The sequence below is a fragment of the Paracoccus sp. PAR01 genome (genome assembly GCF_014851995.1).
Lineage (GTDB): Bacteria > Pseudomonadota > Alphaproteobacteria > Rhodobacterales > Rhodobacteraceae > Paracoccus > Paracoccus litorisediminis.
The window spans coordinates 1-14182 of sequence record NZ_JACVAW010000018.1 but is presented as its reverse complement, the minus strand read 5'-3'; the positions used below and the strand labels follow the sequence as shown (position 1 = coordinate 14182).

Below are 14182 nucleotides of genomic sequence, written 5' to 3'. Positions count from 1 at the left end.
CCGTCTTACGATGCTGGCAAAAGGCTTTTTTCGACCTTGCAGATGAATGTGGATTTTGGGTTCATGATCTGCGTCGCGCGGCCTTCAGCCACGGTTGAAAGCAGCATATAGCCGTCCGCTTCGGTGAAGCCAAAGTCATCGGTAAGCCAATAGATCATTTCTCGATAGGCGATGCGCATGGCGTCTTCCAAGGGCCGCCCAAGACCGACCGTGCCGATATGTGTGGTGGTCTCGAACCGGGGCCATGTCATGCGCGCTGGTCGGTCGATGACATCGACCGACAGAGTGATGCGCGCGCCGATATCGATCGCACCCATGCCGCAAACCTCACCATCGCCCTGACGGGCGTGACAGTCACCCATGAACAGATAGGCCCCGTCGACATTTACGGGCAGATAGATTTTGCAGCCCGGGCCCATCTCCTGCACGTCGATATTGCCGCCGTGTTCGCCATTATCCAGGCTCAGGAAGCTTCCATAGGCGGGGGCCGTCCCGATCACTCCGATCATAGGCGCTACGGGGATTTTCAGATCATCGCTCCAATGGATAACGCCATCGGCGACGCGCACGGGCTTATACTGGTTGAAGCGCTCCTGCCGTTCGAAAATCCATTCCTGAAACAACCCGCTATGCGCGGTCAGGCCGGTCAGGCCGAATTCTTCAAGCTCCATCTCGTGGATATGGATGCACAGGGTCTGGCCGGCCTTGGCGCCGGCGACCTCGATGGGTCCGGTCATGGGGTTGAAGAAGGGATATTTGAAATCCTCAGGGGTGATTGTCGCGTCAAGGGACGTGACCAGACCACCATTATAGGCCATCTCGCAGGCGACGGTGATCTTTTCATTGGGCTGAATGCTGGCCACGAAGGGGTCTTTGGTCGAAAACTCGTATTTCAGGTTTTCTTTTTCGACGATACGGGTTGCCATATCCTGATCCTGTTTTTGGTCGCGTTAAGGCTCGATGGAAAGGGTCTGCGCTGCATGCTGAACGACGTTTTGCCAGCGCAGTTCGCACCCTGCCCCGGGCTGGTCCGAGATCTGGAAATCTCCGCCGCTGATCTTGGGAAAATCGTTCAGCAACTGCCGCACCGGGTCGGTGCCGGTATGTTCGGGAATGTACTCGACCGCCATGACCGAACCTTTGGCGCAGGCCAGATGCAGGTGCAGATACGGGAAGACATGCGGCAGGGTTTGCCTGCCGCACGCCTGCGCGACGGCGATGGCGTCCATGGCGGCGCTGATCCCCCCGTTGCTGGTCGCGTCGACGCGCAGGATGTCGATGTTCCGCGCCAGTTCAAGATAGCTATAGGGGTCCAGCACATCTTCGCCGCTGGCAAGGGGCGTGCGAAGCTTGCCGCGCAGATCGCGCAACAGTTGTGTCTGCTGTGGCAGGAACGGGTCTTCGATGAAGGCCAGACCGCAATCGTCGATGCGGCGGCAGGTCTCGGACGCTTCGGTGATCGTGCGCCATGACCAATGGGTATCGACGGCCAGCGCCACGTCATCGCCGCCATGCTGGGCCAGCGCCCGGATATAGCGACTGTTGGCCAGCGCATCATTGCCCTTGATCATCACCTTGATCAGGCGGGTGCCCGCGCTGCTGTGCTGGTCCATTTCGGCGCGGATGTCGTCAACCGGGCGTTCGGCATAGTTGAACCCCAGCACGGGCAGCGCCTGAACGGATTTTCGTTCGCCACCCAGCAGCTTGTAAAGCGGCAAATCGGCGTGCTTCGCGGTGATGTCCCACAGCGCGATATCGATCAGGCTGACCGCCCGCAGATAGGCGGCGCGCGAGGGGATGAACGCGCTGTCTAGCGCGTGGCCAATCGCGCGCCGCATCAGCGGATTTTGCCCCAGCAGACGGGGCGCCAGCATGTTAAGGCTTTCGGCCAGCATACTGCCGCTGCGATAGCCGATGGCGTTGCCGATGATCCCCGCATTGGTATGGATCCGCAGACAGATATAATCGCGCGCCCGCACCTCGACCGTGCCCAGACGGATGGGCTTGTCCAGAGACAGCGCACAGGCGGCGATTTCGATTTTCTCGATCTTCAGGTCATCGGTCATGTTACGGATACCATTCCTTTATCTTCTTTCCTGGGGCGAAAGGGTCACGCCCCGTTCAGCCGCATGAGGTCGATCCGTTTCCGGTCACGGCCCGTCAGACGGCGTCATAGTTCACCGGTTCGGTGTGCCAGCCGTTCTTGCGCTTTTCCCAATAGGTTTCGCGCAATTCGCTACTGACCGGGCCGGGCCGGTCGTTGCTCATGATGCGACCGTCAATCCGGCTTGCCCCGATGACGCCGCCTGCGGTCGAGGTGACGAAAATTTCGTCCGCATCGCGCACTTCCGCGGCCGAGATCGGGCGCACCTGCACATCGATGCCCAGCTCGGCGCACAACTCGATCACGGTCTGGCGGCTAATTCCTTCCAGCATGTTGTAATCGGGCGTGGCCACTACGCCGTCGCGGACGATGAACACGTTAAAACCCGGCCCTTCGGTCAGATTCCCTTTAAAATCCAGCAGCAGCGGGAAATCTGCGCCCATTTCCTCGGCTTCGAACATGGCCATGTTCATATCGCCCCAGTGAAAATTCTTGGCCGTGGCGTCAACGCATTCATGCGGGATACGTGGTATGGTCGAGATGGCAAGTTTCAGGCCGCGCTGCAGATGTTCTTCCGGCACAAGGCTGGTGAACGGCGCGGCATAACAGGCGATATAGTTCTTAGCCTTGGAGGGTACGCGAATGCCCAATGCCGCCTGCCCGCGCAGACAATCCATTGCAACATAGGCGCTGCGCAGGCCTGACATGGCGACGATGCGATGCAGGATTTGGCGCAGTTCAGCATCGGTTTCCTGCGGCGTGAAACGATAACGCTCGATCGAGCGGCGGAAGCGCGCGATATGATCGTCCAGCCGGAAAAACTGTCCGTCCCAGACGCTGACTACATCGTAGACAACATCCGAACGGCGATAGGCCCAGTCGGTCAATGGAACGCGCGCCTCACCGATCGGCATGAACGTGCCGTTTACATAGGCGGCGCCCTTGGACCAGTCGATCGCGCCCGTTTTGGTTGAACTCATCATGCTCATATGCATCCCATTCCGCTTTCGTACTGTTTCTAATGACCCCGGGGCGCAGACGTGCGTCGTTCAGTTACCGGACCGGATCGCCTGTGCTGCGCCACCTCTGGACGGCGGGTCGCGCACATGGTGCCCACGCGCCGACCCGTTTCAGAATACGAGGTAGGTTTTTAACTTTCTTAACGTTAGGAATGCTACGGCACCAATTGGGTGTCCAAAAGGTCCGGTTTAATGCAACGCGGTAAGACCAATTCCGACAGCGCCAGTTTGCCCATCGATGCCCTGTCCATCGTGCGCGACGGTGGCGAGCCAATCCAGAAGCAGATTTACGTGGCGTTGCGCGATCTTATCTTGCGCGGCGTTCTGGGAAGTGGCGCGAAACTCCCCGCCACGCGCGAACTGGCCAAGAATCTGGCCATCTCCCGGAACACGGCCGTCCGGGTCTATGAACAGCTTTACAGCGAAGGTTATGTGGAAACGCGGCAGGGGTCGCGCACGTATGTGGCGGAGCTGCCCTATGTCGTGGATGAACCCGACAACGAAGTGAACGAAGACACCACGGTCAGCCTGTCGGCGCTGGCTACGGCCTTCGATTCCGACAGCCGGGTCAACTTCGCGCCGAAATCGGCGATGCTGCGGCCAAGTACGCCCGATACCGCCGTGTTTCCCTTCAAGACGTGGAACCGCATTGCCGCGAACCAACTGCTGCACCGCAATGTTGAGCTGCTGAACTATAATTATCCCTTTGGCTATCCACCATTGCAGGAGGCGATTGCCAAATACCTGCAGGCCTATCGTGGGGTCAGGTGCGAACCCTCGCAGGTGTTGGTCACGAACGGGGCGCAATCGGGTATCGACCTTTTGTCGCGCGTGCTGATCGAAAGGGGCGATGTCGTCTGGATGGAGGAGCCGGGCTATGTAAACGCGCGGCTGGTCTTTGGCGCGGCGGGCGCGGATGTCCGCCCGTGGCGCGTGACGGATGCAGGCTGGTCCATGACCAATCTTCCCGCCTTGGTGCCAAAGGTCATCTATACGACTCCATCATCGCAGCACCCTCTTGGCCTGACGATGCGTATCGATCAGCGCCTGCGCCTACTGGAAATCGCACATAAGCACGGGGCATGGATCATTGAGGATGACTATGACAGCGAATACCGGCTGAACGGGCGTTCGGTTCCCGCGATGCAGGGGAACGACACGTTCGGGCGTACCATCTATGTTGGGACATTCGCCAAGACAATGTTTCCCGCCATCAGGGTGGGCTTTGTGGTGTTGCCGAAAACTATTGCCAAGCGGGTGATGCGGGTCGCGCTGTACAGTGGCAATCAGGCCCCTCTGCCCGTTCAGGCGACACTGGCGAATTTTATCGGCAACGGGCATTTCGCCCGGCATCTTCGCCGGACGCGCAAGCTTTATGCGCACCGCCGGGTCAGGTTCCTGAAACTGTCGAAACAGCTTCTAGGCCAGTGGCTGGAGCCGATGGATTCCGATGTCGGTATCCAGATCGCCTTCCGCTTTCGCAAACCGGTCGATGACGTGGCCATTGCCCGCGCCGCCAATCAGTACAAGCTGAACGTGATTCCACTGTCGCGCTATTACAGTGGGCCGCCGATGCCGGGACTGTTCATGGGCTATGCCGCGCTGGACGACGCCACGATGCAAAAAGGGCTTGAGACTCTGGCAGCAGTGCTGGCGCAATACGACTTTTAAGGCACGGTGATCGTGAAGTGGCCCCTCGAAGGATGGTCCACGTTCCGCGATCCGCAAAAGTGGTACCATCGATTTGGTAGGATAAGGACCTTTTTGCTGTCCGTTTTTGCCTTATTGTTTCCAGACACCGGTGACCCCGGCTGGGGCTTTCCGAATTAACAATAATCGCCGCTGCGATATCGATGCCGTCGCTGCCTTGAGGATGTCCATCCCCGGCACGATGACTCGAAACGGTTCTTCAACCAATTGCAGCGGCAACTGTCTGATAAGGCGCGGAAAGCGCGTAGGTAAAGCATGGGGGTCCGCGAACGCCATAACGTTCCGAGCCCATAACAGGAGGGTACTGAATTGACGAAGCCATGGAAGAGTTCTGTTGCAGCATCCTTGGGAATGGCTGCGCTGGCGCTGACCACTGGCACAGCCGCAGCACAGGACGAAGAACCGATCAAGATCGGCTTCGCGATCGCGCTGTCGGGCTGGATGGCCGCTTATGACGAAGAGCCCTATAACGCCGCCCGTCAGAAGATCGAAGAAATCAACGCGGCGGGCGGGCTGCTGGGCCGTCAGCTCGAATATCAGGTCATCGACACTAAGACGGAACCGACGCTGGCGATCAACTCAGCCTCGAGTCTGGTGGATTGGGGTGCCGATATCATCGTCGTTTCTGGCGATTACGATACCGGATCACCGGCAGCATTCGTGGCGCAGAACGCGCAGAAAGTCGCGATTTCATTTGGCGCCAGCGATCCCAAGATGGGCGTTCAGGGTGTAGGGCCGAACGTGTTTTCCGCCCATACGGCAGGTCAGGCCGCCGGAATCCTGATGGCGGAATACGCCTTCAAGGAACTGGATTACAAAACCGCCTATATGCTGGAAGACCTGACCATGGAGGCCACCAAGTCGTCATGCGCGGGCTTTGTGGCGGCGTGGGAGAACGCGGGTGGCACACTGGTCGGTCGTGACACGTTTCAGGGCAAAGATCCCAGTATTGCGGTGCAGATCACGCGCCTGAAATCGCTGGCCGAAACCCCGGACTTCCTGTTCATGTGTAGCTCACTTCCCGAGGGGCCGATCGCCGTGCGCCAGTTGCGGGCCGCAGAAGTGGACCTGCCGATCCTGTCTGATACCGGGATGAGCGGGAATTTTTGGCTCAGCGGCCTGCCGGGCCTGAAGGATTTTTACGTCCCAACCCTGATGGCCATCGACGAAGAGGACCCGCGCGAGGAAATCCGCAACTTCCTTGCCGCCTATCAGGGACGTTGGGGACAGGCTCCGTCCACCGAATTCTCTGTTCTGGGATATTGTACCATCGAACAATGGAGCCGCGCCGTCGAAAAGGCCGGTTCGGTCGACACCGACGCGGTCGTGGAGCAGATGAACCAGTTCAAGAATGAACCGATCACCTGTGGCCCGACGTCTTACACCGACGAGGTGCATATTCAGGTCTCGCGTCCGCAACTGATCACCAGGGTCGAAGACGGCGCGTTCCGCCCTGTGGGTGTGTTCCAGAACGAATTCGTTCCCGATCTGGGCCTCTTGCTCCGCACCGGCCAGTGATCGCAGCGGGGTGCGGTCGCTAGCGCAGGCATGGGGCCGCACCCGTCCCAACCGATTTAACGCCGTCACGTCGCAGGCCGTGGGCTGTAAACGCTCAGGCTCAGCGCGCATATCCCGCAGGCCGACGGCTTGTGCATTCCAAGGACATGTCCCGAATGATCACATCAGACAGACAAACCCTAGAAGCCCGAAATGTGCATGTGTCATTTGGCGGGGTCCACGCGTTAAGCGGCGTCGATCTAGTGCTGAATACCGGAGACATTCTTGGTCTGATCGGCCCCAACGGTGCTGGAAAGACCACCATGGTCAATGTCCTAACGGGGTTTCAGGCGTCAAAGCCCGGCGCAATTATCCTGAACGGAAAAGACGTATCCCGGTTACGTGCGCCGGAAATGGCGCGCGCGGGGATCGGTCGCAGCTTTCAGGCGGCGCGGTTGTTTAAAAACCTGACTGTGTTGGAAAACCTGATCATACCGGGCCTTGGTATGGGGCTGTCGAACTCAGCCGCCGCCGCGCAGGGCCGTGAAATCCTGTCCTGGATGGGGCTGGAAGGCCATTCCGAGCAGCTTGCCTCATCGCTGTCCTACAGCTCAGAGCGGCGAGTCAGTATCGCGCGGGCGTTGGCGCTGAACCCCGCATTCGTGCTGCTGGACGAACCCGCCTCTGGTATGAACGAGGCCGAATGCGACGCGCTGATGAGGATCATCGTATCCCTGCCCGCGCGGGTGAACTGCGGCGTCCTTCTGATCGAACATAACATGCAGGTCATCATGGGGGTGTGCGACCGCATCCATGTTCTGGATGGCGGCCGCAGTCTTGCCGAGGGTCGCCCCGACGAGATCAAAAGCAATCCTGCCGTTCTTCGTGCGTATCTGGGAGATCACGCATCGCAGACGGAAAAGAGAATCTGAACCCATGCAATACTTCTTTCAGGTGTCCATTGATGCCATAGCTCTGGGCAGTCTTTATGCCCTTGTGGCTTTGGCGATCGGCCTTGTCTTCGGGGTCATGCGACTGATCAACTTTGCGCAGGCCGATTATATTACCATCGGGGCCTATTCGCTGGTCGCGCCAACAACCGCTGCCGTGCCGGCGCTGATGTTTGGCGCACTGCACTGGGTGCCGATGATCGTCATGGTTGTTCTCACCGTGACGGCGCTGGCCCTGCTGACCGAACGCCTTGCGTTCCGTCCGCTACGTAATACCGATACCACGACTTTGCTGATTTCATCCTTTGCGGTCAGCTATTTCCTGCAAAGCCTTGTGCTGATGTTCCATGGGGGACGACCCAAGACCGTCAGCATCGGCGAAGGTCTGACATCTGCGGTTCAGGTCTTTGGTCTGCGTATTCCGGGCATCCAGCTTCTGACCATGATCGTCGCGATCTCGCTTCTCGTTGCGCTGGTGTTCTTTCTGAAAAAGACCTCGATGGGCATTCAGTTGCGCGCCGCGTCTGAGAATTTCGACATGGCGCGTCTGCTGGGCGTTCCGGCCAATCTGGTCATCTCGATCGCATTTGGCATCAGCGGCATTCTTGGCGGCACGATCTCGCTGCTGTTCGTGATACAGACTGGCACCCTTGATGTCAGAATGGGGTTGATGCCCGCAGTATACGCCTTTTTCGCCACCGTGATCGGCGGCATCGGATCGCTGCCCGGCGCGGTTCTGGGGGGCTATATCGTGGGCGTGATAAGCGTCTTTCTGCAAGCCTATTTGCCCGAAGAGGTGCGGCCGTTCCGTGACGCTGTGGTCTTTTCAATTGTGATCGTCATCTTGCTGGTCCGCCCGCAGGGCCTGTTCGTCACCGGCGGCGCGAAGGAGAGAGTGTGATGAGTTTCTTGCGCAATAGTTATCCGGCGCTGGCGCTGGTCGGTCTGCTGATCCTGGGTTTCGTGATCATCAAGCTGTTCGGCTCAGCAGAAACCATGCGCGTTGCGACCGAAGCGCTGATCCGGCTGCTCTTTGCGGTGGGGCTGTATGTCTTTGCCGGGAACTCGGGGATCGTGTCCTTCGGCCACATGTCCTTCGTGGCCATCGCCGCCTATGCTACCACTTGGCAGACCTGCTGTGCGATGCTGAAGCCGATCACCATGCCCGGCCTGCCGCCCTTTCTGAAGGATCAGACCTATTCCCTGCTAGGATCGGCGCTGACATCGGTTGCGCTTGCCGGAATCGTCGCCTTTATCGCGGGGCTGATCCTGATGCGGCTGGCCAGTCTAAGCGCTTCTATCGCCACGCTGGCGCTGCTGTTCATCGTCAACACGGTCTATGGAAACTGGACCACCGTCACGATGGGAAACTCCACCATCGTGGGCCTGCCGGTTTACGTCAATCTTGAGGTCGCGCTGGCGGCGGCAATCGTTGCGATATGCCTGGCCTATGCTTATCAGGTCTCGGCTTGGGGTCTGAAGCTGCGCGCCACCCGCGAAGATGAGGTCGCCGCGCAAGCCTCGGGTGTGTCGCTTTACTGGCCGCGCGTGATCGCCTTCACGCTGTCAGGCTTCATGGCGGGGGCCGCGGGCGTTCTGTTTGCGCATTTCACGGGCACCGTCTCGATCGGGTCGTTCTTTCTTAGCCACACCTTCCTGATCGTTGCGATGATCGTGGTGGGCGGAATGCGCAGTCTGGCGGGCACGGTGGTCGGTGTAACCCTGATCAGCCTCGTCATTGACATTTTCCGCCGGGCCGAGGCGGGGGTATCCCTTGGAGCGCTTGATCTGGGTATTCCCCCCGGCTCTCAGGAAATGATCCTTGCGCTTAGCATGCTGGTCATTCTGGTTTTCCGCAAAGAAGGCATCATGCGCGGCAAGGAACTTGCCCTGCCAAAGGCCCTTCGCCGGTCGCGGAAAGCATCCGCCGAAACCGGCAGCGCAACCGCGCAATAACACCCTTAAACTTAGGAGAATGAAATGATCCATGAACGTCGCGTTTATCACGCAGCCCCGAAAAAGGTCGGACTTGTTGCAAAGCGTTTTGCCGACCACAACATGCGCATCTATGAACGTCTGGGCATTAAAGTGGCCGGGGCATGGACCGTCATCGTCGGCGAGGCCAATGACCAGTTCGTCTACATGCTGGAATGGAGCAGCCTTGAGGAGCGGGCCCAGAAATGGGGCGCATTCATCGCGGACGAAGAATGGCAGAAAATCTGGTCCGAGACCGACAAGGACGGCGCTTTGGTCCGTTACGCCTCGAACGAACTGCTGCAGCCGCTTTCTCTGCCGCAGGCGCGGTAGTCCCATGGCGGTATCAGTCGTCATTATGAACGGCCCCTCACTTAACCTGCTTGGTGTGCGCGAGCCCGAGATTTACGGCCGCACCACCTTGGCCGAAATCGAAGAGATCTGCCGCGCGCGTGCCGACCGGTTGGGCATGTCGGTCGCGCTGTTCGGCCAGACCAATTACGAAGGCCAGATGATCGATTGGATTCATCTCGCGCGGGAAATCGACGCGGGCGTGATCATCAATCCGGGGTCATGGGCATCGTCATCAACGGCCATCGCGGATGGGCTGAAGATTCTGCAGCGCCCAGTGATGGAGGTGCATCTGTCCAACGTTCACCGTCGGGGCATTTTCCAGCACGGATCGCTGGTGTCGCAAACCGCCACTGGGATCATAGCCGGGTTGGGTCATCATGGATACCTGCTGGCCTTGGACGCGCTCGCGGAAAAGATGGCCGTGTCTGACGCAGGCACAGCGCGCAAGACGACGTGATGTTCTTCGCCGTTCAAGGGCTTCAGGCAGGCGATATACGAACTTGTTGCCGTTGTTTTGGGTGTCGCAGGCATGGCCTATCCTAAACCCCACAGCTTTTGACCGAGTCTTGGCCTGCCTCTCTGGACATTAATGGCAAAGATTGCCATCTTCGCTCTGCACGAACTGGGAGCAGTCTCAATGGCAACGATGAACGTCTCTATCCCAGACCCCATGAAGACCTGGGTCGAAGAGCAGTCTCAAGGCGGCCGCTTCAGCAATGCCAGTGATTACGTCCGACACCTGATCCGGCGTGACCAAGAGCGGTACCATGCTGTGGAGCAGCTGCAAGCCGCCGTCACGGCCGGTGTTGAAAGCGGCCCTGCTAGGCCTTTTGATGTGGCATCGTTCAAGGGTCGGATGCGCAGCCGACATGAGCAGTGAACGCCTCTGCGTCCTGAGGCTGACGCCTCAGGCCGAAGCTGATCTGGAGGAGATCTGGCTCTACGGAGCGTCCGAGTGGTCGGCAGACCGGGCGGATAGGTATGTCGATGGCCTCATGGCTGTGCTCAACCTGCTCTGTGACTTGCCTGGGATCGCGCGCGAGCGCCGGGAGTTCAGGCCGCCCGTCCGCATTCATCCTTCTGGATCGCATCTGATCATCTACCGTTTGGAAAATAGCGGTTACCTCGATGTCCTTCGTATCCTCGGAGGGCGTCAAAATTGGCAAAGGCTCCTGGAGGTGTTGGAGTGATCCTGGGTTGGGGTGAGCAGAAATGGTGATGGTGCGGAGGCCCGCCGCCGGGCGAAGTTACCCAGCGCGCAGGCCTCCGCATCGGACGCCTGCAGCCACCATTCGGCGTCGATGGTGATGATGAAATCCGGCACCGTGCCGAACCATTGGGTGACCTGCAGCGTGGCTTTGGCGCGGCCCCACTTGCCCATAGCACCTTGCGGCGTGCCCGGTTCAGCCGTGCCGATCACGTTCGACCCTTCTTGCTATTCGAGACGTTGGTCCAGAGAAAGCCAATCGCGGCCGAGCGCAGATGCTCGTGATCCGGGTTTCACAGCAGCGCGCCGTCGGCAATGATGGACGCCAAGGCCCATTCCGCCAAATCGGGCGCGGGGCCGAACCATGCCTCGAAGCCCTCGACTTGCTCGGCTGGCGGCATTGGCCGGGCCAGCAGACTGTCGCGTTGAACCGATGCGGTGGATGCCCCCACCCAACGGCATCTCCTATGCCATGATGGTTCCATGGGAACCAAACGGAGGGCACATCGATGACGACGAAGATCAGCATGCTGGCGATCGACTTGGCGAAGGGCAGCTTCCAAGTGTGCGCAGTCAGAGCGGATGGGGCGGTTCTATACAACCGAGTATTCTCACGGACGCGTCTGATGACGCTTCTCGCTGAGCAGCCGACCTGCATTGTTGCGATGGAAGCTTGCGCCACGTCGCATTACTGGGGCCGAGTGGCGCTGTCGCACGGTCACGATGTGCGCTTGGTTCCGGCAGCGTATGTGAAGCCGTTTGTCAAACGGCAGAAAAACGACAAGGTTGATGCCGAAGCCATAGCGGAAGCTGCCGCCCGCCCAACCATGCGCTTCGTGGCAGTAAAAAGCGCGGAGACCCAAGGCCGCGCAGTGGCCTTCCGAACGCATCAATGCCTGGTCCGGCAGCGCACACAGCTCATCAACGCTCTCCGGGGGCATCTGGCGGAGTTCGGACTGGTGGCACCGAAGGGGCCCGCGAGCCTGAAGGTTCTGGAGAATGCGCTGGAAGACCAGACCAGCGATTTGCCAAGCTCTGTCCGGGAGATGGGCGCCATCTACGTCGAGCAGATCGCGAGGCTGTCAGCGGTGATCGGACGACTGGCGGAGGAGCTCGAGGCTGCATCAAGGACAGATTCGCAACTTCGTCGGCTGTGCACCATCCCCGGGATCGGCCCGGTCACCGCCGGAGCTGTTGCGGCATTCGCACCGGATCTTGCCACGTTCGACAGTGGGCGCAACTTCGCCGCTTGGCTCGGCTTGGTGCCGAGACAGAGGTCGACGGGTGGAAAAACCAGACTGGGTTCGGTCAGCAAAATGGGTCAGACCGACATCCGCCGCCTGCTGATTGTGGGTGCCATGAGCGTCATCCGCTGGGTTGTCCGCAAGGGGGGCAGCGCGAACCGTTGGCTGGCTGCGCTGGTGATGCGCAAGCCGAAGATGGTCGCGGCCGTTGCGCTGGCGAACAAGATGGCCCGGATGATCTGGGCGCTGACGACAAAAGAGCAGGATTACAGAATGGCGTGACCCGAGCTCGGGAAGGGCGATGGTACGACATGGCCGAAAGGCCGGGGTGAGCGATCGACGAGGAGTAGGCGACACGGACTTCGAAGTTCAAGGCAGGAAGATTCAGTCCCGGGGCTCGAGCGCATGCAGCTCTCTGAACCGATGTGAACCCAGCCTTCCGAACAGCATACCGGCCCGTGGCGTCATCAAAGGCCACGCACAGAGGCCTGACACACGTCCGATCGAAGACCCTGCCGACAAACCGAAGATTACGCTTGCCAAACCGGGGGCATCCACACACGCTCCGGGTTTGCCGGAGGCTCCAACTTCTGAGTAGGATGGAGCATCATGAGCAAGACGACGAACAAGTTTTCCCCCGAAGTGCGTGAACGTGCTGTGCGGTTGGTGCTGGACAATGAGGGCCAGCATGGCTCGCGCTGGCAGGCCGTAGTGTCGATCGCCGCGAAGATCGGTTGTTCCCCGAACACGTTGCATGACTGGGCCAAGAAGGCCGAGGTCGAGAGTGGCAAGCGGGCAGGCATCCCGAGCGAGCTAGCGGACAGGATGAAGGCGCTGGAACGCGAGAACCGGGAACTCCGCCAGGCCAATGAGATCCTTCGCAAGGCCATCGCTTATTTTGCGATGGCGGAGCTCGACCGCCGGTCGAAGTGATGGTGTCGTTCATCGACATGCATCGCGGTGCGCATGGGGTCGAGCCGATCTGCAGCGTGCTGCCGATTGCCCCCTCCACCTATTATAATCATCTGGCGAAGCGGGCCGATCCGGCACGGAAATCGGACCGCGCGCGCCGTGACGAGGCTTTGAGACCCGAGATCCGCCGCGTGTTCGAGGAGAACTGGCGGGTCTATGGAGTGCGTAAAGTCTGGCACCAACTTGGTCGCGAGGGTTTCGACGTGGCCCGCTGCACGGTCGCGAGGTTGATGAAGGCATTGCCAAATTGATCGAGCGGGTTCATTCGGATAGGGCTGTGGCATGAATATTCCGTCGTCCATGCCGCGCCTGAAAGGCTTTCGCTATCCGCGTCAGATCATCGCCTACGCAGTCTGGCTGTACCACCGGTTCGCACTGAGCACTGCGGATGTCGAAGATCTGCTGGCGGAACGGGGTGTCGTTGTCAGCCGGGAGGCCATCCGCCTCTGGATCAATCGGTTCGGCGCACATTTTGCTACCTGCATCCGTCGCGATCGGCCACGGCCGAATGACAAATGGCACCTCGACGAGGCCGTCATCCCGATCAATGGTGTAAAGCACTGTAAGCGTTCGCAGGTCATCACGGTCGTCTTAGCTTGACGGCTTGAAGCTCCATGGCAGCAGGTCGTCGAGGCGGCTTTGCGGATGACCGTTGGCGATGGCGGCGAGCGTGGCCTTGAGGTAGGCGAAGGGTTCGACGGCGTTGATCTTGCAGGTCTCGATCAGCGAGGCGATGCGGCCCCAGGCGATGCCGCCTTCGTCGTGGCCGGCGAAGAGCGCATTCTTGCGATTGAGGGCTATCTCCCGTTCATTCTGCCCATGTCGGTCAGATTGTCGCGGTGCATTACCGCTGGCACGGGTTGTGTCGCATCTTTTGGTATGGCGTGAATACGAGCCTACAATTGGACAGACTCAGCCCGCGAGTTCAGCAAAAATTTGGAAGGGGCAGCGGTTCCCGTTGGCGATCTGTCCCTTGCGGATCATATGTGCCACCTCGATCCCGGCCAATGTTGCGTCGGCGGAAGGGAGTGTCCTGAACTTTGTGTATCTGGGCCGTTCCATGCGGTTTCAGATACTCAAGCGTCGAAGCGCTCGCCAAACATTATGGCGAACTGATTGCGGGCCGCAAACCATTCCCGGACGTTTCGGCC

The 14182-nt window shown here is 59.6% G+C and carries 15 protein-coding genes, 4 pseudogenes and 1 other annotated feature; of the genes and pseudogenes, 12 read left to right on the top strand and 7 right to left on the bottom strand.

The window, feature by feature from the left end:
• Window positions 1-5: 5 nt before the first annotated feature.
• From IB235_RS19755 to IB235_RS19745, 3 genes are all read right to left on the bottom strand, one after another.
• The gene (locus tag IB235_RS19755; protein WP_192338183.1) at window positions 6-926 is read right to left on the bottom strand and encodes an acetamidase/formamidase family protein; all 921 of its coding nucleotides are present in this window, start codon (window positions 924-926) and stop codon (window positions 6-8) included.
• A gap of 24 nt (window positions 927-950) precedes the next feature.
• Window positions 951-2066, bottom strand: coding sequence for a mandelate racemase/muconate lactonizing enzyme family protein (locus tag IB235_RS19750; RefSeq protein ID WP_192338182.1), 1116 nt, complete (start codon window positions 2064-2066; stop codon window positions 951-953).
• Between the two features lie 94 nt (window positions 2067-2160).
• A complete protein-coding gene (locus IB235_RS19745) occupies window positions 2161-3084 on the bottom strand; it encodes an aminotransferase class IV (RefSeq protein ID WP_225612491.1) in 924 nt (307 codons plus the stop codon).
• Between the two features lie 231 nt (window positions 3085-3315).
• Between IB235_RS19745 and IB235_RS19740 the strand changes: the two genes are divergently transcribed.
• The 9 genes from IB235_RS19740 (at window position 3316) to IB235_RS19700 (ending at window position 10798) form a co-directional block, all read left to right on the top strand.
• Window positions 3316-4794: a PLP-dependent aminotransferase family protein gene (locus IB235_RS19740; protein ID WP_192338180.1), complete on the top strand. Its 1479-nt coding sequence runs from the start codon at window positions 3316-3318 to the stop codon at window positions 4792-4794.
• Between the two features lie 390 nt (window positions 4795-5184).
• Complete coding sequence (locus IB235_RS19735) at window positions 5185-6351, top strand: ABC transporter substrate-binding protein (RefSeq protein WP_192338179.1); 1167 nt, start codon at window positions 5185-5187, stop codon at window positions 6349-6351.
• A 155-nt stretch (window positions 6352-6506) separates the two neighbouring features.
• Window positions 6507-7262 carry an ABC transporter ATP-binding protein gene (locus IB235_RS19730; protein ID WP_192338178.1) on the top strand — a complete coding sequence of 252 codons (756 nt, stop codon included), beginning with the start codon at window positions 6507-6509 and terminating at the stop codon, window positions 7260-7262.
• Window positions 7263-7266: 4 nt separating this feature from the next.
• Window positions 7267-8181, top strand: a complete 915-nt coding sequence (locus IB235_RS19725; RefSeq protein ID WP_192338177.1) for a branched-chain amino acid ABC transporter permease — start codon at window positions 7267-7269, stop codon at window positions 8179-8181.
• Window positions 8181-9236, top strand: coding sequence for a branched-chain amino acid ABC transporter permease (locus tag IB235_RS19720; RefSeq protein ID WP_192338176.1), 1056 nt, complete (start codon window positions 8181-8183; stop codon window positions 9234-9236). The genes IB235_RS19725 and IB235_RS19720 overlap by 1 nt, the downstream gene beginning before the upstream one ends.
• Before the next feature lie 24 nt (window positions 9237-9260).
• On the top strand, window positions 9261-9587 hold the full coding sequence (locus tag IB235_RS19715; protein ID WP_192338175.1) for an NIPSNAP family protein: 327 nt from the start codon (window positions 9261-9263) through the stop codon (window positions 9585-9587).
• 4 nt (window positions 9588-9591) lie between these two features.
• Complete coding sequence (locus tag IB235_RS19710; RefSeq protein WP_192338174.1) at window positions 9592-10065, top strand: type II 3-dehydroquinate dehydratase; 474 nt, start codon at window positions 9592-9594, stop codon at window positions 10063-10065.
• A gap of 132 nt (window positions 10066-10197) precedes the next feature.
• Window positions 10198-10488, top strand: a complete 291-nt coding sequence (locus tag IB235_RS19705; RefSeq protein ID WP_370576953.1) for a type II toxin-antitoxin system ParD family antitoxin — start codon at window positions 10198-10200, stop codon at window positions 10486-10488.
• Window positions 10376-10798 (top strand): type II toxin-antitoxin system RelE/ParE family toxin, encoded by a 423-nt coding sequence (locus IB235_RS19700; RefSeq protein ID WP_370576952.1) that lies wholly within the window; start codon window positions 10376-10378, stop codon window positions 10796-10798. Before IB235_RS19705 ends, IB235_RS19700 begins: the two co-directional genes overlap by 113 nt.
• Here IB235_RS19700 and IB235_RS19695 read toward each other — a convergent pair.
• Window positions 10762-11028: a hypothetical protein gene (locus tag IB235_RS19695; RefSeq protein WP_192338172.1), complete on the bottom strand. Its 267-nt coding sequence runs from the start codon at window positions 11026-11028 to the stop codon at window positions 10762-10764. The two genes, IB235_RS19700 and IB235_RS19695, sit on opposite strands and share 37 nt — an antisense overlap.
• An 80-nt stretch (window positions 11029-11108) precedes the next feature.
• Window positions 11109-11267: a hypothetical protein gene (locus IB235_RS19690; protein ID WP_192338171.1), complete on the bottom strand. Its 159-nt coding sequence runs from the start codon at window positions 11265-11267 to the stop codon at window positions 11109-11111.
• Window positions 11268-11324: 57 nt separating this feature from the next.
• On the opposite strand from IB235_RS19690, the gene IB235_RS19685 reads away from it, so the two are divergent.
• The 3 genes and pseudogenes from IB235_RS19685 to IB235_RS19675 form a co-directional block, all read left to right on the top strand.
• Window positions 11325-12341, top strand: coding sequence for an IS110 family transposase (locus tag IB235_RS19685; RefSeq protein ID WP_192338170.1), 1017 nt, complete (start codon window positions 11325-11327; stop codon window positions 12339-12341).
• A gap of 327 nt (window positions 12342-12668) precedes the next feature.
• Window positions 12669-13273, top strand: a pseudogene (locus IB235_RS19680) (IS3 family transposase); the annotation flags it as partial.
• Window positions 12950-13066, top strand: a sequence feature (AL1L pseudoknot). (Overlaps the previous pseudogene by 117 nt.)
• Window positions 13274-13313: 40 nt before the next feature.
• Window positions 13314-13592: pseudogene (locus tag IB235_RS19675) on the top strand (IS6 family transposase); the annotation flags it as partial.
• A 30-nt stretch (window positions 13593-13622) separates the two neighbouring features.
• On the opposite strand, the pseudogene IB235_RS19670 reads toward IB235_RS19675, so the two are convergent.
• Together IB235_RS19670 and IB235_RS19665 are read right to left on the bottom strand one after the other, a co-directional pair.
• A pseudogene (locus IB235_RS19670) lies at window positions 13623-13838 on the bottom strand (transposase domain-containing protein); the annotation flags it as partial.
• A 105-nt stretch (window positions 13839-13943) separates the two neighbouring features.
• A pseudogene (locus tag IB235_RS19665) lies at window positions 13944-14069 on the bottom strand (IS6 family transposase); the annotation flags it as partial.
• Window positions 14070-14182: the final 113 nt, after the last annotated feature.